The organism is Streptomyces sp. NPDC004647 (assembly GCF_040609575.1).
Taxonomy (GTDB): Bacteria; Actinomycetota; Actinomycetes; order Streptomycetales; family Streptomycetaceae; genus Streptomyces.
This window is the reverse complement of sequence record NZ_JBEXKU010000114.1, coordinates 1-18,792: the sequence shown is the minus strand read 5'-3', so window position 1 is coordinate 18,792 and position 18,792 is coordinate 1. Positions and strand designations below refer to the sequence as shown.

The 18,792-nt window shown below is 69.6% G+C and carries 17 protein-coding genes and 1 pseudogene; 13 read left to right on the top strand and 5 right to left on the bottom strand.

The genetic code is table 11. The features are described 5' to 3' along the window. Window positions 1-567: SulP family inorganic anion transporter (locus ABZW18_RS31360; protein WP_356194077.1), on the top strand; the 567-nt coding region annotated here is incomplete at its 5' end. Between the two features lie 515 nt (window positions 568-1,082). Here the strand turns inward: ABZW18_RS31360 and ABZW18_RS31355 are convergent. Beyond that, on the bottom strand, window positions 1,083-1,328 hold the full coding sequence (locus tag ABZW18_RS31355; protein ID WP_356194074.1) for a hypothetical protein: 246 nt from the start codon (window positions 1,326-1,328) through the stop codon (window positions 1,083-1,085). Between the two features lie 210 nt (window positions 1,329-1,538). Between ABZW18_RS31355 and ABZW18_RS31350 the strand changes: the two genes are divergently transcribed. From ABZW18_RS31350 to ABZW18_RS31335, 4 genes are all read left to right on the top strand, one after another. Then, window positions 1,539-2,267 (top strand): hypothetical protein, encoded by a 729-nt coding sequence (locus ABZW18_RS31350; RefSeq protein ID WP_356194072.1) that lies wholly within the window; start codon window positions 1,539-1,541, stop codon window positions 2,265-2,267. 105 nt (window positions 2,268-2,372) lie between these two features. Continuing rightward, window positions 2,373-2,804, top strand: a complete 432-nt coding sequence (locus tag ABZW18_RS31345) for a hypothetical protein (RefSeq protein WP_356194069.1) — start codon at window positions 2,373-2,375, stop codon at window positions 2,802-2,804. 116 nt (window positions 2,805-2,920) lie between these two features. Then, on the top strand, window positions 2,921-4,087 hold the full coding sequence (locus tag ABZW18_RS31340; RefSeq protein WP_356194066.1) for a sulfite exporter TauE/SafE family protein: 1,167 nt from the start codon (window positions 2,921-2,923) through the stop codon (window positions 4,085-4,087). Then, window positions 4,084-4,338, top strand: a complete 255-nt coding sequence (locus ABZW18_RS31335) for a heavy metal-associated domain-containing protein (protein WP_356194064.1) — start codon at window positions 4,084-4,086, stop codon at window positions 4,336-4,338. Before ABZW18_RS31340 ends, ABZW18_RS31335 begins: the two co-directional genes overlap by 4 nt. A gap of 66 nt (window positions 4,339-4,404) precedes the next feature. Here the strand turns inward: ABZW18_RS31335 and ABZW18_RS31330 are convergent, their stop codons facing one another. Continuing rightward, window positions 4,405-6,621, bottom strand: a complete 2,217-nt coding sequence (locus ABZW18_RS31330) for a heavy metal translocating P-type ATPase (RefSeq protein WP_356194061.1) — start codon at window positions 6,619-6,621, stop codon at window positions 4,405-4,407. A 125-nt stretch (window positions 6,622-6,746) separates the two neighbouring features. Between ABZW18_RS31330 and ABZW18_RS31325 the strand changes: the two genes are divergently transcribed. After that, window positions 6,747-7,160, top strand: a complete 414-nt coding sequence (locus ABZW18_RS31325; protein WP_356194059.1) for a heavy metal-responsive transcriptional regulator — start codon at window positions 6,747-6,749, stop codon at window positions 7,158-7,160. 84 nt (window positions 7,161-7,244) lie between these two features. Here ABZW18_RS31325 and ABZW18_RS31320 read toward each other — a convergent pair whose 3' ends face one another. Beyond that, window positions 7,245-8,303, bottom strand: a complete 1,059-nt coding sequence (locus tag ABZW18_RS31320) for an IS630 family transposase (RefSeq protein ID WP_356194056.1) — start codon at window positions 8,301-8,303, stop codon at window positions 7,245-7,247. 78 nt (window positions 8,304-8,381) lie between these two features. On the opposite strand from ABZW18_RS31320, the gene ABZW18_RS31315 reads away from it, so the two are divergent. Next, window positions 8,382-8,777, top strand: a complete 396-nt coding sequence (locus tag ABZW18_RS31315; RefSeq protein WP_356194053.1) for a hypothetical protein — start codon at window positions 8,382-8,384, stop codon at window positions 8,775-8,777. A gap of 757 nt (window positions 8,778-9,534) precedes the next feature. Here the strand turns inward: ABZW18_RS31315 and ABZW18_RS31310 are convergent. Beyond that, a pseudogene (locus tag ABZW18_RS31310) lies at window positions 9,535-10,101 on the bottom strand (DUF2867 domain-containing protein); the annotation flags it as partial. Then, window positions 10,101-10,778, bottom strand: a complete 678-nt coding sequence (locus tag ABZW18_RS31305; RefSeq protein ID WP_356194051.1) for a TetR/AcrR family transcriptional regulator — start codon at window positions 10,776-10,778, stop codon at window positions 10,101-10,103. The pseudogene ABZW18_RS31310 and the gene ABZW18_RS31305, both read right to left, overlap by 1 nt. Window positions 10,779-10,860: 82 nt before the next feature. Between ABZW18_RS31305 and ABZW18_RS31300 the strand changes: the two genes are divergently transcribed. The 6 genes from ABZW18_RS31300 (at window position 10,861) to ABZW18_RS31275 (ending at window position 18,545) form a co-directional block, all read left to right on the top strand. Beyond that, window positions 10,861-11,034: a hypothetical protein gene (locus tag ABZW18_RS31300; protein ID WP_356194049.1), complete on the top strand. Its 174-nt coding sequence runs from the start codon at window positions 10,861-10,863 to the stop codon at window positions 11,032-11,034. A 118-nt stretch (window positions 11,035-11,152) separates the two neighbouring features. Then, window positions 11,153-11,326: a hypothetical protein gene (locus tag ABZW18_RS31295; RefSeq protein WP_356194046.1), complete on the top strand. Its 174-nt coding sequence runs from the start codon at window positions 11,153-11,155 to the stop codon at window positions 11,324-11,326. A gap of 231 nt (window positions 11,327-11,557) precedes the next feature. Beyond that, window positions 11,558-12,019 carry a DUF6153 family protein gene (locus ABZW18_RS31290; RefSeq protein ID WP_356194044.1) on the top strand — a complete coding sequence of 154 codons (462 nt, stop codon included), beginning with the start codon at window positions 11,558-11,560 and terminating at the stop codon, window positions 12,017-12,019. Between the two features lie 900 nt (window positions 12,020-12,919). Then, window positions 12,920-14,062, top strand: a complete 1,143-nt coding sequence (locus ABZW18_RS31285; protein ID WP_356194042.1) for a PLP-dependent cysteine synthase family protein — start codon at window positions 12,920-12,922, stop codon at window positions 14,060-14,062. Then, window positions 14,059-15,363 (top strand): MFS transporter, encoded by a 1,305-nt coding sequence (locus tag ABZW18_RS31280; protein ID WP_356194040.1) that lies wholly within the window; start codon window positions 14,059-14,061, stop codon window positions 15,361-15,363. Before ABZW18_RS31285 ends, ABZW18_RS31280 begins: the two co-directional genes overlap by 4 nt. Before the next feature lie 644 nt (window positions 15,364-16,007). After that, window positions 16,008-18,545 (top strand): heavy metal translocating P-type ATPase, encoded by a 2,538-nt coding sequence (locus tag ABZW18_RS31275; RefSeq protein WP_356194038.1) that lies wholly within the window; start codon window positions 16,008-16,010, stop codon window positions 18,543-18,545. Window positions 18,546-18,792 lie beyond the last annotated feature (247 nt).

Sequence of the window (18,792 nt, the reverse complement as noted above, 5' to 3'; positions counted from 1 at the left end):
AGCGCGGCCAACGTCCAGGCCGGGGCGAAGACCAAGGCCTCGCGGGTCCTGCACGGCGTGTGGCTGCTGCTGTTCGCCGCGCTGCTCCCCTCCGTACTCGGCCTCATCCCGATCGCGGCGCTCGCCGGTGTCCTGGTCCACGCGGGCTGGAAACTCCTGCCGGTCAAACATCTGACCGCGATGTGGCGAGAACACCGCGGCGAGGCAGTGATCCTGGTGATCACCGCCGTGGCGATCGTGGCGGTGAACATGTTCGAAGGCGTCCTCATCGGCCTGGCCCTCTCGGTCGTCAAAACCGCCTGGGAGACCTCGCACATCCACACGACTGTCGCCGACAGCGGCACCGGCCCGATCCGGGTCGCGCTCACCGGCAACGCAACCTTCCTGCGCCTGCCGAAGATGCTCGACACACTGGAGGCACTCCCGAAAGATCGGCCCATCGAACTCGACCTTTCCGGACTGCGCCACCTCGACCACGCGTGCAACACCGCCCTGACCACCTGGGCGGAACGCCACAACGACCAGGGCACCGAGCCGGTACGGGTTTCCGTGACCGCAGCGGTCTGAGGACCTTCAGACAGACACCAAACGCCAGTCGGCACCTGGCGAACCGCTGTCGCGCCCGGGATGCGGGCGCGACGGCGGTACTCCACTGCCGCGGGAGTGGGAAGGACCAATCCACCCGATCGCGACGGCGACCGCCCCGCGAGACTGCTCACGGTTGGGACATTGGGCCATGGGTCACGTCCTGACGCCGCGACGGCCGCATGGAGAGTGATGATCCCCTCCTCGTTGGGTGCACCGGGGGTCTGCGCCTACGCCAGCCGCGCTGGCTCGGGCGACGGCGGGGTCCGGTGCGGATCACGGTTGGTTAGTCTTCGCTCGCTGTTCGGAGGCTGTCGAGGCTGCTTCCTGGGCGATGGCCTGCTCGCGCAGCAGGCGCGATCCTTCGCGGGCCCGCTGGATCTCCTTGTCGACGCTCTTGGCGGTACGCCCCGGTGGAGTTGCGCATCAACTGGGCTTGCTGCGCATCGGGCGGATGCAGCACACGTACGTGACCAGTGCGGCGAGCAAGGTCGCGGTCAGGGCAAGCCAGGCGCTGGCCACGACGTCCGGTTCTTGTGGAGGTCAGGCTTCCGTCCGGTCCCGGCGCGCAGGGCGTCGACCTCCTTGCGCAGTCGAAGGAGCTCTTGCTCCTGTTCGGCGGTGGGTGCAGTGTTCGGCGACTGGTGGGCGTCGGAGCGCCGGGAGCGCATCATGAACCACATCATCAGCCCCATGCCGACAGGGCAGGCGAGTGCGGGGAGCAGGTACAGCAGCTGGTCCATCACATGTCCTTGGGTTGGCATATCAGTCGGCGTGGTGAGGCGGCCGATGACAAACGCGACGCTAAAACCTTCCCCCTGGGCCAAGGTCAAGGCCACGGCACCGCTGACTCCGGCCGTCACCGCCTAGCCTTGATGTGGGGTGTTTTAGTCCCAATTACTCTCCTGCCGCGCGCAGCCTGGTTGTCCGGCGGGAAGACAGGGATCCGCCACATGCCTCGTAAGCCTGACGGGAAAGCGCGGGAGAGCCGCCGTGTCCGAGCTGCGGCGCTGCGTGAGAAGGCGGCGCGTGCGGAGCGGCGACGCCGCCTGCTGATCGTCCTCTCCGTGGGCATCGTGGTGGCCGCGATCATCGCGGGGATCACGATCGCGGTGGTCTCGTCGGGTAACGGGCCTTCCCGTTCCCCGGCTCCAGCCGAGGCAGCTATCCCTACCACCCCCGTGAAGACGGCCTCAGGCCGTACGACCACGCCGCCGTGGGACGCCCCGAGTGATCCTTCCGCGCGGGTCGAGGCGGCCGGACTTCCCATGCTCGGCGAGGAGGGGAACGTCGAGCACATCCACGCCCACTTGGACGTCATCATCAACGGCAAGAGGGTCACCGTTCCCGCGGACATCGGCATCGACCAGCAGGCACAGAAGCTCAGCCCGCTGCACACCCACGACTCCAACGGCGTGATCCACGTCGAGTCTCCGGTGAAGGCGACGTTCAGCCTCGGCCAGTTCATGACCGAGTGGGACCTCGCTCTCACGCAGGACTCCATCGGCGGACTCAAGGCGGGTGGCGGCAACGAATTCCGCGCCTACGTAAACGGCAGGGAGCGCCCCGGCAACCCGGCCGCGATCGAGTTCCGGGCCCACGACGAGATCGCACTCGTCTACGGACCGGCGGGCCAGAAGGTCGACGTGCCCAGCAGCTACGACTGGCCAGAGGGCGAATAGCCCGCCGGATACGCCACTGCGTCCGGTCGAGTCCACGGATGTGACGTGGGTCCCAGCGTGAGAGCGGAGCCGAACGGTTGCCAGGCGTGCTTTAGCATGGCGCGCATGACGCGAGGCGTGCCGCTGCCGCTCCGGACATGGTCCGGGGCGTTGCTTGTATGCGCGCTCCTGCTCTGCCTGTCCGGCCTGGCACGTCCCGCGATGGCGATGACGATGCCCGGCCCGATGGAGGAGATGGGCGCTTCAGCGTCGGTCGCCGGGCACGCGTTCGGGCAGATGCCCGTCGAAGCCGCTGGGCATGCGACAGAACCGATGGTGACGGATGCGGCCGGTCGCGGCCCGCACTGCCCGATGACTCAGCAGCAGTGTGAGGCGCCGAAGGCCGCTGTCGTTCAGGACGGCTCGGCGGGCTCGGTGCCCGTGGATCTGCCGCGAGGGCTGCCCTGCAACCCTGCGGCTGAGGTGTCACAGTTGAACGCGCCGCCACCGGCGCTGCCGCCTCCTGATCTGCACCGGTTGTGCGTGTCCCGGACGTGACGGTTACCTGCCCGCGAGGCTTCTGCCTTGCGGGACACCGACATTCCTCACGTCCGCCTCGGCACGCCCGCACTCGGTCTGCGCGTGCCGTCGTTGCAGAACAGGAGTAACGACGCATGCCGTCGTCCGTCGCATTGTTCATCACCGGTGTCAGCACCGGTCTGCTCGCCGGTGGCGCCTCCTGCGCCGCCGTCCAAGGGGGTCTGCTGGCCGGTGCGGTCACCCGCCGTGACCCCGCCCAAGTCCCCGCGTCCACCTTGAAGCGACCAAAATCCGCAGGCAGCACGGCCACGGTCCAGCGGGCCGCCGCGCCCCCGACACCAGAGCCATCGGCCCGGCGTCTGGCGCCGGTGGGCGCGTTCCTGATCGGGAAACTGCTCTCCCACACGATCCTTGGGGCCCTGCTGGGGATCTTCGGCGCGGCGCTGCAGCCCAGTCCGCGGACCCAGGCGGCGCTGCTGGTGGCCGCTGGCGTCCTGATGGTGCTGTTCGCGCTGGACCTCTTCGGCGTCAAGGCAGTGGGGCGATTGATGCCCCGACCACCGGCGGCCTTCGGCCGACTGCTCCGACGCAGCGCCAAGACCGACTCCGTCGCCACCCCCGCCCTGATCGGCTTCGCCACGGTTCTCGTACCGTGCGGGGTGACGCTGTCGATGGAGCTGATCGCGGTCACCGCCGGATCACCGGTGGCCGGGGCGGCGGTCATGGCGGGGTTCGTGCTCGGTACCGCTCCGCTGTTCGCAGCCCTCGGCTACCTCTTCCGCCGTACCAGCCAGGCGCTCTCCGGTCAGCTCGCCGCCCTCACCGGTGTGGTGGTGCTGGCCATCGCCACCTGGACGGTGGCCTCCGGGCTGCAGGCGGGAGGATGGGTCTCCTTCGACCAGGACAAGCCAGCCGCGGCAACCGCACCCTTCACCGTCGAAGGGGGGACCGAAAACGAATCCCAGCGCGGATCCACCGGCGCGCAGACGCCCGCGACCGACCAGCCGGTGCGTACCGACGCCTCCGGCCGGCAGATCGTCACTCTGACCGTGACCGACTTCTACGTCCCCACCCAGTTCACGGCGAAGGCGGGCATGCCGACCACGCTGGTGCTGCGCGGCAAGGACTCCGGAGGGTGTGCCCGTGCCTTCACCATCCCCGAGCTCGGGGTGCAGGAGATCGTCAAGCGCAACGGCGACACGAAGATCGACCTGGGCACCCGGAAACCCGGCATGCTCCGGTTCTCCTGCGCCATGGGTATGCAGACTGGGCAGATCGACTTCCAGGGAGGCCCGCAGTGAAGTGGTTCCGTGGCAAGCGCGAGGCGGACAGCGGCCCCCAGCTGATTCTTGAGGTCGAGGGCATGCACTGTGCCAGCTGTGGCCTGCTGATCGACGAGGAGCTGGAGGAGGTGCCGGGGGTCCGCTCGGCCAGCACCGATGCCCGCTCCGGTCGCACCACCGTGCGTCTGGAGAACGCCGAGATGGATCCCGCTGCACTGGTTGCGGCGGTCGAGCGGGCAGGTGACTACCGGGCCCGCCTCGTCAGCTGACGTACCACCCAAACGACAGCGGCCCGGCCAGGTACTCCCGGCTGGGCCACTGCGGTGGTTGGCGGATCAGCGGTGCAGGGTCTGGAAGCGGCGAAGCCGCAGGCTGTTGGTCACGACGAACACCGAGGAGAACGCCATGGCCCCGCCGGCGATCATCGGGTTGAGCATGCCGAGGGCTGCCAGCGGCAGGGCGGCGACGTTGTAGGCGAAGGCCCAGAACAGGTTGGCCTTGATCGTGCGCAGGGTGCGGCGGGCCAGCCGGATGGCGTCGGGCGCGGCCCCCAGATCTCCTCGCACCAGGGTGAGGTCGGAGGCGGCGATCGCAGCGTCGGTGCCGGTGCCCATGGCCAAGCCCAGGTCGGCCTGGGCCAGAGCGGCCGCGTCGTTGACGCCGTCACCGACCATCGCCACCGCCCGGCCCTGCCGCTGCAGGGCCTGGATCTCGGCGACCTTGTCCTCCGGGTGGACCTCGGCGATGACCTGCTCGATGCCGACCTCGGCGGCGACCGCGCGGGCGACCGCCGTGTTGTCGCCGGTCAGCAAAATGGGCGTGAGCCCGAGGGACTTGAGGTCGGCCACAGCCCGCGCGCTGGTGGGCTTGACGGTGTCGGCCACGGCGAACGCGGCCCGTACGCGGCCGTCCCAGGCGGCGAACCCCACGGTGTGTCCCCGTGCCTCGGCCGCATCCCGGGCGCGGGCAAGGTCACCGGGCAGGGTCAGGGACCCGTTGTCCCGCAGCCAGGACTCCCGGCCGGCCAGCACGGTCAGCCCGTCGATGCGGCCGGTGACCCCGCGCCCCTGGGTGTTGGCGAAGTCCTCCACCACGGGCAGGGAGCCGAGGCGGCTGCGTGCGGCTGCGGCGATCGCCTGGGCGATGGGGTGTTCGCTGGCGTCTTCCAGCGCACCGGCCAGCTGCAGCACCTTCTGGTCGTCCTCACCGTCCGCGGGGATGACCTCGACCAGGCTCATCTTGCCCTCGGTGACGGTGCCGGTCTTGTCCAGCACGATGGTGTCGATCCGCCGGGTCGACTCCAGCACCTCCGGTCCGCGGATCAGCAGCCCGAGCTGGGCGCCACGACCGGTTCCCACCATCAACGCGGTAGGTGTGGCCAGCCCCAGAGCGCAGGGGCAGGCGATGATGACCACCGCGATCGCCGCGGTCAGCGCGGTGGCCGCGGGCGCGCCGAGCAGCATCCACACGGCAAAGGTGCCGGCAGCCAGGGCGATGACGATGGGGACGAAGATCGCCGAGATGCGGTCGGCGAGCCGCTGCACGGCCGCCTTGCCGGTTTGGGCCTGCTCCACCAGGCGTGCGATCTGCGCCAGCTTGGTGTCGGCGCCGACGCGGGTGGCGCGTACCAGGAGGCGCCCGTGGCTGTTGACCGTGGCCCCGGTGACCTGCGAGCCGACCGAGACCTCCACGGGGATGCTCTCACCGGTCAGCAGCGACTCATCCACCGCCGAGGAACCGTCCACCACCTCGCCATCGGTGGCGATCTTCTCTCCAGGTCGGACCACGAACACGTCCCCGACCGCCAGCTCCTCCACTGGTACGCGGACTTCCGTCCCGTCACGGAGCACGGCGACATCCTTGGCGCCCAGATCCATCAGCGCCCGGATCGCCTCTCCGGCGCGGCGCTTGGCCCGGGCCTCGAAGAACCGGCCCGCCAGCAGGAACCCGGTCAGGACGACCGCGACCTCGAAGTAAAGGTGCTTGCCGCCGACCGTCAGGGCGGCGGCGCTCCACAGGTAGGCAGCAAGTACGCCCAGGGAGACGAGGGTGTCCATGGTCGCCGACCCATGTCGCAGGTTCAGGGCGGCGGTTCGGTGGAAGGGCCACGCTCCCCACAGCGCCACCGGGCTGGCCAGCAGGAGCGTCACCCATGGCCAGGCCGGTATCTGCACCGCGGGCACCATCGACAGGGCGACCACCGGCAGCGCCAGCACGGCGGAGATGACCAGGCGGCGGCGCAGATCGGTGATGCGCCGGGCCTCGACGTCACCGGCCTCGGCGGCCTCCTGCTCCTCAGCCCCGGCGGTCTCGCCGCCGGCCACGGTGGCTCCGTAGCCGACCGCCTTGACGGTGGCGACCAGATCATCCGGGGTGATGGTGGCGTCGTGGGTGACATGCGCGCTGGCGGTCGCCAGGTTCACGCTCGCGCTCACGCCGGGCAGCTTGTTCAGCCGCCGCTCGATCCGGGCCACGCACGAGGCGCAGGTCATCCCGGTGATCTCCAGGTCGGTCGCCGAGAGATCGGCCCGAGGGGGACGGGTGGTGGTCATGGGCGCTCGGTCTCCTCGTACGCGGTCAGTGCCAGTCTGCGTCCTCATGTCCACGACGCTAAAACCTTGCCCTTAGGGCAAGGTCAAGCTGACAATGGCGGTATCGAGAGGAAAGGAAGTGGGCCATGCTGACCGTCGGCCGCGTCGCCGAGCAGACCGGGCTGAGCCCCAAGGCCGTGCGCCTGTACGAGACCACAGGGCTCATCGACCCGCCCGAACGAACCCCCGCCGGCTACCGCACCTACACAAACGACGCGTTGCCCGTGCTGCGCTTCATCCGCCAGGCCCAAGCCCTCGGCCTGAGCCTGAAGGAGATCAAGCGCATCCTCGACCTCCAACGCCAGGGCCAGCAGCCGTGTGAGCTGGTCACCGGCCTGCTGGATGAGCACCTGGCCGAGATCGACCAGCGCATCGCCGACCTGACGGCCCTACGCGCAACCTTGCACAGCGCACGCGACCGCGCCGACCAGGCCGCAGGACGCGGAGAGCCCGGAGTGATCTGCCACATCATCGAGTCCACACCCGCACAGACGGAGTGACTCCGCGTGCCAGGGGCCTTCCTCGTGCTTGACCTTGCCCCAGGGGAAGAGTTCTAGTGCTGCACCGCATTGATTCATTGAGGGTCATGCGGCCTTGAGTGGTGAGCCGTCGTAGGTCCAGCGGTAGGGCTTGGCGGTCGTGTTGTGTCGGATCGCGAACGTGTCGATCTTGTCGATGAGGTCGTCCCGGCTGGGGAAGTCGCCGTGCCGCAGGACCCGGCGGGCCAGGGTGGAGAAGTACAGCTCGACCTGGTTGAGCCACGAGGCGTGGGGCGGCGTCCAGTGCACGTGCCAGCACGGATGGGCGGCCAGCCACGCTCTGGTGTTCTTCGCGGTGTGCGCGGATCCGTTGTCCAGGATGATGTGGATCTCGTGGCGTGGGTCGATGGTCCGATCGAGCATCGTGAGGAAGCGGACGAAGGTCGCCGAGCCGTTGCGCACGATCGGCTGGGTGAGGACCTCGCCTGTGCGCACGTCCAGGGCGGCGGCGATGGAAGCGGTGCCGTGCCGGCGGTACTCGAACTCCTGCAACGCGGGTCGGCCGGGCGCGGGCGCCTGGCCCGGGTGGCGGCGGGAGCGGGCGGCGATGGCCGTCTTCTCGTCGATGGACAGCACGACCGCACCCGGGGGTGGAGCGAGGTAGAGGCGACAGACGTCTTCGACCCGGTCCCAGAAGTCGGGTGTGTCACGGCGGGTGAGCCAGCCGCGGACCCGGTGCGGCTTGAGGTCCAAATCGGCCAGGATCCGGCCCACTTGGGAGGCGGAAATCGCCCGTGTGGCCAGGTGCGCGGCGATCGCCCGGTGCGACCAGGTCGACTCCGGGTGCGGAGGGGCGCAGGTCGCGGTCGCCACGACGGCAACGCGCACCTCTGGCCCGTGGATGCGGGGGCGCCCTGGGCGCGGTGCGTCCCGCAGCCCGGCCTGGCCGGTGGCCGCGAACCGCCGACGCCACTTGCGCACCGTGTTCACGCTCACGCCCTGGTCCCTGGCGATCGCAGCGTTGGCGTCGCCCCCGGCCGCCGCCAGCACGATCCTGGCCCGCAATGCCTCCCGGACCTGGGCTCTGGCTGAGGAGGCGGTCCGCTCCAGCTTCGCGCGCACCGCCTCCTCCAGCATCACCCGCACCGCTTGCGTCCGTGCCACCCCGACCGCCCCCGCCCCTGTGTCACCGACAGGAGTGGATCATGGCGGACGCTGGCGGGAGCAGGCACGATGGGCGCCATGCCGAAGAACCCACCGGAGTCGATGCAACACCACTTGCGCCAGCGCCTGAACCAGCACGCCCGCTCGCGCTGGCCGCAGCTGGCCGCTGTCGACGTGCGCTTTCGCGCCGGATTCGCCTACGTCGCAGGAACGCTGCCCGGTGGGCAGGCCCTGCCGCTGTGCCGCCTGCGCTTCGGCGGGGTCCTGCACACTTGGGGCTTCGCGATCTACCTCGCCAGCCGCGACGGCTACCAGGACAACGTCCTGCCCAGCGGCTACCCGTCCGGATCACCGGAGGAAGCCCTCGACTGCGCGTGCGGCCTCTACCTCAACGACCCCACTGCCAGGACGAACGCACCTGTCGTCTGCCGTAGAAATGTCAGTGGGTCTGCCGCGAGAAGTGTCAGTGGGTGAGGCTCCCTGCCTGCGGGTCCGTCCGCTTGTCCTGTGTCCGAGCTTTCTGGCTCGCTCTACTCTGCGAGCAGGGCCTGTGCCGTCCGCGCGATCTCGTCGTACTTCGCGGACGGGATCATCGGCGCGGCCTCTGCTGCTGAACCCTGTGCGCGTCGCGCAGCAGGTCGGGCGCCAATCGGCGGTGTACCGCGGACAGCGGCGACCAGATGCGTGCCGCTATCGGCCGGTCGTAGCGGAGGATCGTGGCCAACGAGACCTGCTCGTCATCGACCTGGACGACGAGGTGGGCGGTCAGCATCCAGGAGTGGGCTTCGAGCCTGATCCCTCTGTCGCGGCGGTCAGCGATCCTCCATCCGGCCACGTGGTCCGGTGATGCCTGCCGCTTCAGACGCAGGCCAAGAAGTACCCGCCAGATGAATTGGCCTTGGAGGCCCGCGACGTCTTCGAACGCCGCGCGGGCCCACTGCTCCGGTGACCTGTGTGAGGCGTCATGCGTGATGAGCGTGAAGGCGTCGATGTAGTCGGGGTCGGTCGGGCTGAGAGCGCGGATCGCCTGGGGGACGTTGTGCTGTTGACGGACGGTCAGCACGCGATGATCCCTGTTCGCTCCGTCTCGGTGGACGGGACGGTTGGTTCCTGATTCCACCTTCATCTCCTTGACTTGCCTCGGGCGAGTCCGAGTAGCGGCGTCTTCAACGGCTGGCAGGGGACGGTCTTGGTCTTGCTGAGGTGCCCGCAAGTCAGGTCGGCGGCCGACCCGCCACCCCCGTCCGATCATGCGCATCAGCGCCGGGTAGACGATCAGGTACCGGAACGGCACGATCGCGGCCATGTAGATCCTGCCGAGCAGGCCGTTCGGTTTCACGAGCACAGCCATCTGGCCGCGGTAGCCGCCGGCGTCATCCGGGACCCAGCCGATGTGCATCACGGTGTGCACGGTCTTGTTGGCGCTCTCGGCCGTCCACTCGGTGCCCGTCAGGTAGACCGAGGTGAACGGCACGGACTGGAGATCCGGCCCGCACGGACCCTCGCGCAGATCTTCCGGCAACCGGGTACGCAGCGTCGGCACCCGGGAGCCGACGCCGGAGCCGGCCTTGTCCCAGCCGAAGAGCTTCCCGAGGTGCCAGCGGATCGCGAGGAGGACACGGGCGACACCGGAGAAGGGGTTCGGGCCGTCGTCCTTCGCGAACCACTCCACCAGCAGCGGAAGGTCGTCGGGGCCGCCGGGCGTCGGCAGGGCCCAGACGTCCTCGACGCGGAAGTCCGGGGCGATCTCGTGGATGCGCCAGTGGCGGGACGTGTGCGCGGTCTTCGGGATCCTCATCAGTGGTCCTCCGTCCGGTCGGAGGCAGCGGGGGTGAGTCCGAGCACGCCGGCGGCGGCGCGTTCGGCGAGCAGCTCGTCATGCGGGGCCTGGCCGACCAGGGCGACGACGGTTCCTTCGAGGGCGCCGACGAAGGCGAGCGCGAGAGTACGGGCCGGAGGGCCGGACGGGATCGTTCCCGCCGCGTGGCCGGCGTCGATGAGCTGGACGCAGTGGGTAACGAGCTCGTCGTAGCTCCGCTCCACCTCGCGCCCGACGGGATGGTCCTGCCCGGTGAACTCCAGCCGCAGCGCGATCGCCATGCGGGCGAAGTCGCGTCGGCAGAAGACGGCGTGTCCGCGCGCCATGGCCAGCAGCGCCGCGACGGGCTCCGACTCCTGGCCGACGAGGCGGCCCACCTCCTGCTCCCAGGTGTCGAGGATCCACTGGAGGGCGGCCAGGGTCAGGTCCTGCTTGTCCTTGAACTGGTGGTAGAGGGCGCCCCGGGTGTACCCGGCGTCGCTGGCCACCTGCTCCAGCACGAGGTTGCCGTAGCCGTACCGGGACAGGCCCCGGGCTGCGGACTCCAGCAGGGCGCTGCGGGTCTGCGCGCTGCGTTCGGCCTGGCTGGAACGGGGACGACTGGCCGAGCCCCGCCCGGCGGACCGGTCCGGATCCGACTGGGTTCGTACATGCATGTATGTATGTTAGCAGCGCGCCCCGGCGGCCGCCCTCTGGTTTCGGTACTCCGTGGCGCTGAGAAGGATCACAGGCCCAGGAGTGCCCGGCGCGACCCGAAAGGCCCGTACCAGCGGCCCCTCCAGCGCGACGCCCTCAGCGACCTGGACGCCACCGTCCTCTTACCGGGCCTGGTACGACGGCTCCGTGTCCGCCGACGAGGACGGCCCCTTGGCCCACGCCATCGCCGTACCGACAGATCCAGACCTCTACTGACACACCTTCATGGCAGAACCACTGACACCCAGTGGCAGAACCCACTGACGTTCTCGTGGCAGACGACAGCACCCTCAACGATCTAACGCGGTGCAGCACTAGCGTCGACGTGCAAGCGATGAAGCCGGAGAAGGAGGTGACCGCGATGCCGTTCGTCGAAGGCGAGGTCTACCGCTGCCCCGACCCGGCATGCGGATGCGAAGTCACCGTGACCAAGGGAGCACCGCGAACCTGCCAGGGCCAGGAGAACCCGACCTGCTGCTGCGGCAAGACCATGACCAAAGTCGCATGAAGACCCTGGCCGTTTCGGCTCCGGCCCGGTTCGCACAGTCGAGAAGCGGCAAAATCACAGCGCGATTCCCGGCAGAGCGTGGCCCATGCCTTGCGGCGTTTATGCGCAGGTCAGCGCCGCTCGAGCGGCCGGTCATCCAACGTCCGCTGCCGTAGCGGGGGGTGGCGGGTTTCACCCCCCGTTCAGGCGCGGGGGCGCGGTAGGCCACCACAGTGCGGTTAGGATCACGGCATGGTCACGGCCCAGCCGACATTCAGCGCGCTGCGGGCCCGCTCCCGTCGAGCGGGTCCGCTGCATGTGCTGTGGCTGGCTACGCTGCTGCTGGGCCTGCTGTACACGCATGGCATGAGTGCCGAAGGCGCAGCGGGCCACATCTCTGCGGCGGCACCCGCTGCCGTCCAGACCGTCTCCGACGACGGACACGAGGACGGCGGACACCGTGAGACCGCCGACCCCTCAGTCGAGGGTCCTGCGCCTGGCGGCCACAACGGCGGCCACGACTCGTCAGCTCACCCGCCGCAGGACTGCCTGTCCGGCCAGCCCGAACACGGTATGGAGCTGCCCGCTCCCTGCCCGGCTCCCCTGGATGCGGTGCAAACCCTGCACGCGCACCCGGCGGCGGTGACCAGTCCCATCGATATTGCCTCGGCGCCTCCACCCTTGAGAGGCAGTTCCACGGTCCTTCGGATCTAGTCCCGGGCGTCTTCCTGCTGGTCGACGCCTTCCACGGCACACCACCGGCCTGGCCCTGCAATCGGTCAGTCCGGCGCGGCCAGCACCCCAGTGCCGCTCGCCCACGCTTCCTGCGCGCTCACACCGTGCAGCGGAGGCTCGGCCTGGCGCCTGCTCGCCATCCGTCTGCCCCTGTCTGCGGCCCGCTCCAAGTTCTTAGGAAAGCGGCTGCCGCACGGAGGAACCGTGCCATCCCATCAGCACCTCCAGCCGCCCCAGTGGCCTTCGGCCCCCATGCCGACGCCCACCGGCTGCCCGAACACCCCCGGATCGGCTCCCCGCCTGTGGCTGCTTCGCCTGTTGGTCACCTTCTTGGTGGGCCCTGTGCTGCTGGCTCTGGTCAGCTGCGCCGCAACCGCCCTCGGCGCGGACGAGCCGCAGGGCGCCATGCCCCAGGCTGTGGCCACTCAGCTGGAACAGCGAGCCGAGACGGCGGAGGCGGTGGCAGCCGCGCCGGCCGCAGGCCACGTGTGTACGCAGGCCCTGGTGGGCCCGGCAGGTGGGACTGTCGGACGGCCGCTCCTTGCCGGGATGCCCCTGGCGGCGTTCGCTGGGGTGTTCGCTTGGCGGTCTCTGCGGCCAGCGGTGGCCGGACGAGGGCCGCGCGGCCCCTGCACGCCGCTCACGGGTAGACACCGGCTCGCCGTCGTCTGTTGCTGGCGCATATAGGGCCTCGCCGATGCGGCCGGGAAGACCCGACCGCCGCGTGCTGCCTGGTCCGGGGCATCACTCCGAGCACCCGGCACGCGAGATGAGCCACCCGCACACTCATCGAGCGAGAGCGAAACCATGCAATCTGTGACCCCTACGGTCTCCTCCCTTGCCAGCACCTGCCATTCGGGCTCAGCCCTCGCGCACAGCATGTCCGGCTTGGTGGGCAACACCCCGATACTGCGGATCTCCGAGCCCCTGGCTCCGGCCGGTCGCGGGTTCTGGGCGAAGCTGGAGGGCTTCAACCCGGGCGGCATCAAGGATCGCCCTGGGCTGCACATGGTCGAGCGGGCCCGTGCCCGCGGCGATCTGCAACCAGGCGGCCGGATCATCGAATCCACCAGCGGAACCCTCGGGTTGGGCCTCGCCCTGGCCGGCATGGTCTTCGGCCACCCCGTCACCCTGGTCACCGACCCTGGCCTGGAGAGGTCCATGACCCAGTTGCTGACCGCCTACGGAGCCCAGGTCAACATCGTCTCCGAACCCCACCCGACCGGCGGCTGGCAGCAGGCCCGCCGCGACCGCGTAGCCCAACTCATGGAGCAGCACCCCGGCTCGTGGTGCCCGGACCAGTACAACAACCCCGACAACGTAGCCGCCTACACCCCGCTCGCCTTGGAGCTGGCCTCCCAGCTCGGCCACATCGACGTACTGGTGTGCAGCGTGGGAACCGGCGGCCATTCCGCAGGGGTTTCCCGGGTCCTGCGGCAGCTTTACCCCGAACTGAGGCTGGTCGGGGTGGACACCATCGGCTCGACCATCTTCGGGCAGCCCCCCCGTCCTCGGTTGATGCGGGGCCTGGGTTCGAGCATCTACCCCCGCAACGTCGCTTACGACAACTTCTCCGAGGTGCACTGGGTGGCCCCGAAGGAGGCGGTGTGGACCTGTCGGCAGCTGGCCGCCTCGCACTACGCCACCGGCGGGTGGAGCGTGGGCGCGGTCGCCTTGGTCGCCGGATGGCTGGCCCGCACCCTACCCGCAGACACGGCGATCGCGGCGATCTTCCCCGACGGACCGCAACGCTATCTGGGGACGGTGTACGACGACGACTACTGCGCCGCCCACGGCCTGCACGGCTCTCCGCCGGCCGCAGAACCGGAAGTGATCGGCCGCCTGGACGAGAAGGAGGTCGCCCGCTGGACCCGGTGCACCACCGTTGTCGATCCGCTGCCTCTCTCCGCGGCACCGGAAGCGACGGAGGCCGTCGGTCCGCTTCCCTACTCCGAACATCCTGAAGAGGCCGAAGTGGTCGACACGCTCGCCGAGTCCGACACCCAGGAGGAGGGCCAGTGAAGGGAACCATCGCACAGGTGCGCTCCTACGACCGCAGCGTCCAGCTGCTGATGGTGAACCAGTTCACCATCAACCTCGGCTTCTACATGCTGATGCCCTACCTGGCCGCGCACCTCTCGGGCACCCTCGGACTGGCTGGATGGATCGTCGGACTCATCCTGGGCGTGCGGAACTTCAGCCAGCAGGGCATGTTCCTGGTCGGCGGAACACTGGCCGACCGGCTCGGCTACAAGCCAATGATCATCGCCGGGTTGGTGCTCCGCATCGTCGGCTTCGCCACCCTCGGGCTGGTCGACTCCGTCCCCGCCCTGCTGACCGCCTCCGCCGCCACCGGGCTGGCGGGAGCCCTGTTCAACCCCGCCGTCAGGGCCTATCTGGCGGCGGACGCCGGGGAGCGCCGCGTCGAGGCGTTCGCGCTGTTCAACGTCTTCTACCAGGCGGGCATCCTGCTCGGCCCGCTGGTGGGCATGGTGCTGACCGGCGTTGACTTCCGCGTCACCTGCCTGGTGGCGGCCGGCATCTTCGCTCTGCTGAGCATCGTGCAGATCCGGGCCCTGCCCGCCCGTCGTGCCAACGACACGCAGGCCAAGGGAACCGGCCAGCGGGAAAGCGTGCTGTCCCAGTGGCGCGGCATCGTGGCCAACCGGCCGTTCCTGCTGTTCTCGGTAGCCATGATCGGCTTCTACGTTATGCAGTTCCAGGTCTACCTCGCCCTGCCGCTGGAGGTTCGACGGCTCGGCGGAGATGGGGAGTTCGGCACGGCGGCGGTGGCGGTGCTCTTCGCCGTCTCCGGCTTGAGCACGATCCTCTTCCAGACGAAGGTGACCGCCTGGTGCAAGGCTCGTATGGAGCCGGGCCGGGCGCTCACTTGGGGGCTGCTCACGATGGGCGTGGCGTTCGTGCCCCTGCTGATCGCCACCGCGCTGCCGGTTCCGGACGGCGGGGTGGGGCTGTGGCTGCTCGCGGCCGCACCGCCGACGCTCGCCGCATTGCTGCTCGCCGTGGGCACGATGATCGCTTACCCGTTTGAGATGGACACCATCGTCCGACTCTCCGGGGACCGCCTCGTCGCCACGCACTACGGGCTGTACAACACCATCTGCGGTATCGGGATCACCCTGGGCAACCTGCTCACCGGGGCCGCGTTGGACGCGGCCCGCGCGGCAGGGATGTCCGCGCTGCCCTGGATCGCGCTGTTCGCGCTGGGCCTGGCGTGCGCCGCAGCCCTGTACGGGCTGCACCGCACCGGCCAGTTGAAGCCTCCCGCGCCCCAGGCACAGCCAGAGCCGGCAACGGCCTGACACCAGCGGCCCAAATCAAAAGGGGCGGGCGACACGGAAATCGCCCGCCCCTCTGGTAGGCCGCGCCCAACGCCCCGGAGCCGCCGATGTCCACCTCCGCCCGCGGGGACTGCAACTACGTCCCTTTCGAGCCGTGCGCTACGACCCGGCGCTCGCCGCGACCTGTCCACGGTCACGCGCGGCGTCCTGTGGTCAGGCAGTGCGCGGGCACTGCTTCCCCGCAAGTCCACCTCGCTCGGCCCCAAACCCGCCGCCAGTCTGATGCTGCGCGTGCTCGACGGGCCGTAGAACGAAGGCGTGCGCTGCACACCCAGTTCCTGGAAGAGCAGCGCGGCGGTAAGGGAGAGTCCCCGCGTTTCCTGGAAGTGGCCCGAACGATCGGACTCATTGACCATTGCCCTATGCCGCATCCTGCGGCATAGATCGCCGAGCGGGACGGGACTCGTACGGCGGTCTGGACTCGACCGAGAACCGAGCCGGCTGTGAGCGACGCCAAAGACCGGGCACCCAGTAGTGAAGGTGCGCGTTCCGGCCAGCGCCGCCAGAGGCCTGGGCACGTCCGAGAGGCGTGACCGTGTGCCGGTTAGTTGTGACCCGGTTGCCGCGTGTGAGCGGGCATGCCTCACACCTGAGGAGGAGTCACGGTGCATCGACAAGATCAGCCCGTGCACCACGACCATGGGCCCGGCAAGGACCGAAGCACGGCGGTGCTGGACATACGTGGCCTGGCGTGGGCGTCGCAGCAGAGTACGGTCGCCACCGTACTGGGGCGGCGGCCAGGGGTGCTGGAGGTCGAGGTCAATCCGGTCGCTCAGTCGGCGACGGTGGTCTTCGATCCACGCGAGACGTCGCTGGCCGAGCTGCGCCGCTGGGTGGAGGAGTGCGGCTACCACTGTGCGGGACAGGTGGTGCCTTCCCATGTCTGTGACCCGATGGACGAACCCGATCCGCCCGTCGAGGACGTGCAGGAAGCGCGGGCGGGGGAAGAGGGCCGCGCCGCGGGCATGATCGTCGAGCCGGAGCGCATGAAGCAGCCCACGCACGCGGCCCCTGCCGAGGCGCCCGAAGCCCCGGAGGAGGCACCGTCACCGCACGAGGTGATGGGCCACGGCGGGCACGGCGCGATGTCGATGGCGGCGATGGTGGCCGATATGCGCAACCGCTTCCTGGTGGCGCTGGTCTTCTCGATCCCCATCGTGATCTGGTCGCCGATCGGCGAGGACGTGTTCGGCCTCCACGCACCGGTCCCCTTCGGGCTGCGCCAGGACGTGTGGGCACTACTGCTGAGCCTGCCGGTGATCTTCTACTCGTGCACCATCTTCTTCGACGGGGCCGTGCGCGCCCTGCGGGCCCGCACCCTGGACATGATGGTGCTGGTCGCGGTCGCCGTCGGCTCCGGCTGGCTGTACTCCCTGATCATCACGCTCACCGGGGGCGGCGACGTCTTCTACGAAGCGGCCACCGTACTGGCCTCCTTCGTGCTGCTCGGCCACTGGTTCGAGATGCGCGCCCGGGGCGGCGCCAACGACGCCATCCGCACCCTGCTCGACCTCGCCCCGCCCAAGGCCCTCGTCGTGCGCGACGGCGAACCGGTCGAGGTACCCACAGGTGAGATCGTGGTCGGTGACCTGCTCCTGGTCCGCCCCGGGGCCAAGATCGCCGTCGATGGTGTGGTCGAGGAGGGCGAGAGCGAGGTCGACGAGTCGATGGTCACCGGCGAGAGCCTGCCGGTGCACAAAGCCCCTGGCTCGCAGGTCATCGGGGCGACCATCAACGCCAACGGCACGCTGCGGGTGCGCGCCACCAAGGTCGGCTCCGACACCGCGCTGGCGCAGATCGTCAAGCTGGTCCAGGAAGCCCAGAACTCCAAGGCCCCGGGCCAGCGGCTGGCGGACAGGGCAGCGTTCTGGCTGGTGTTCGTCGCCCTCATCGGCGGGGCTGCGACGCTGGCCGTCTGGCTGCTGGCCACCGGCCGCCCGTTGGGCACCGCGATGCTGTTCGCCATCACCGTCGTGGTCATCACCTGCCCGGACGCCCTGGGTCTTGCGACCCCCACGGCGATCATGGTCGGTACGGGCCTGGGGGCCCGGCGTGGTGTGCTGTTCAAGAACGCCATCACTTTGGAGGCCGCGGCGTCCATCCAGGTGGTCGTGATGGACAAGACCGGCACTCTGACGAGAGGTGAACCGGAAGTCACCGACGTGGTCACTGCCCCCGGCGCGGACGAGGCACAGCTGCTGCGCTTGGTGGCGGCGGTCGAGCGCGAGTCCGAGCACCCGCTGGCCGAAGCCGTCGTACGGTACGGCGAAGACCACATGGTGGGCACGGCGAGCGCCCGGCACTTCGAGAATATCCCCGGCCACGGCGCCACGGCCGTCGTCGACGGACACCGCGTCGCGGTCGGAAACCGCCGGCTCGCCGAACGCGAAGGCGTCGCTCTGGGTTCACTGGCCGCCCGCCGCGAGGAGCTGGCCGCGAACGGCCGCACGGTCGTCATCGCAGGCGTCGACGGACGGGCGGCAGGACTGATCGGCATCGCCGACGCGCCCCGGGAAACTTCGGCCGCCGCAGTGGCCGAACTGCACACCCTCGGCGTCGAAGTGGTCATGCTCACCGGCGACAACCAGGCCACCGCCGAGCGCATCGCCCAGCAACTCGGCATCGACACCGTCATCGCCGAGGTCCTGCCCGGTGACAAGGCTGCCAAGATCGCCGAGCTGCAGCGGGACGGACGCAAGGTCGCCATGGTCGGCGACGGCGTCAACGACGCCCCGGCGCTGGCCCAGGCCGACCTCGGCATCGCCATCGGCGCCGGCACCGATGTCGCCATCGAAACCGCCGACCTCGTCCTCATGCGCTCCGACCCCCTCGACGTGCCCACCGCACTGCGCATCGGCCGGGGAACCTTGCGGAAGATGCGGCAGAACCTCGGCTGGGCCATCGGCTACAACGCCATCGCCCTGCCGATCGCCGCAGGCGTCTTCGAGCCCATCTCCGGTCTGGTCCTCCGCCCGGAGATCGCCGCGCTGTCCATGTCCGGCTCCAGCATCATCGTCGCCGTCAACGCCCTCGCGCTCAAAGGGCTCCGACTGCCGGGAGCTAAGCCATCCCCCGCCGCACAACCCCCCAGCGCACCGATGCTCGCGACACCTTCCAAGGGCACCGGGCGCCGCACCGCCTGACCCTGCGCCACAGTGGCCGACCAGCCCCACACACCACGAAGAGGAAGCACGACGTGCCATCACCCCGGCATAAACCGGGTCACTCAACGCTCGGGCACGTCCCGCCACGACGAAGCCGGTTCAGGGCCCTTGCCGAGGGCACTTCAGGACGTCCGGGTGTGTCAATTTAACGGCTGATCTTGGTTGTTGAGGTTCAGCTGTTGGCCGGGGTGAGCCGGCCCTCGAAGGCGATCTGGAATGCGTTGAG

Bases quoted from the DNA above. Each gene is read 5' to 3' on its own strand.
- ABZW18_RS31340 (WP_356194066.1), top strand. From the start codon at position 2,921: ATGCCGTCGTCCGTCGCATTGTTCATCACCGGTGTCAGCACCGGTCTG.
- ABZW18_RS31305 (WP_356194051.1), bottom strand. From the start codon at position 10,778: ATGCATGTACGAACCCAGTCGGATCCGGACCGGTCCGCCGGGCGGGGC.
- ABZW18_RS31325 (WP_356194059.1), top strand. From the start codon at position 6,747: ATGCTGACCGTCGGCCGCGTCGCCGAGCAGACCGGGCTGAGCCCCAAG.
- ABZW18_RS31315 (WP_356194053.1), top strand. From the start codon at position 8,382: ATGCCGAAGAACCCACCGGAGTCGATGCAACACCACTTGCGCCAGCGC.
- ABZW18_RS31330 (WP_356194061.1), bottom strand. From the start codon at position 6,621: ATGACCACCACCCGTCCCCCTCGGGCCGATCTCTCGGCGACCGACCTG.
- ABZW18_RS31350 (WP_356194072.1), top strand. From the start codon at position 1,539: ATGCCTCGTAAGCCTGACGGGAAAGCGCGGGAGAGCCGCCGTGTCCGA.
- ABZW18_RS31290 (WP_356194044.1), top strand. From the start codon at position 11,558: ATGGTCACGGCCCAGCCGACATTCAGCGCGCTGCGGGCCCGCTCCCGT.
- ABZW18_RS31355 (WP_356194074.1), bottom strand. From the start codon at position 1,328: ATGGACCAGCTGCTGTACCTGCTCCCCGCACTCGCCTGCCCTGTCGGC.
- ABZW18_RS31285 (WP_356194042.1), top strand. From the start codon at position 12,920: ATGTCCGGCTTGGTGGGCAACACCCCGATACTGCGGATCTCCGAGCCC.
- ABZW18_RS31345 (WP_356194069.1), top strand. From the start codon at position 2,373: ATGACGCGAGGCGTGCCGCTGCCGCTCCGGACATGGTCCGGGGCGTTG.
- ABZW18_RS31295 (WP_356194046.1), top strand. From the start codon at position 11,153: ATGAAGCCGGAGAAGGAGGTGACCGCGATGCCGTTCGTCGAAGGCGAG.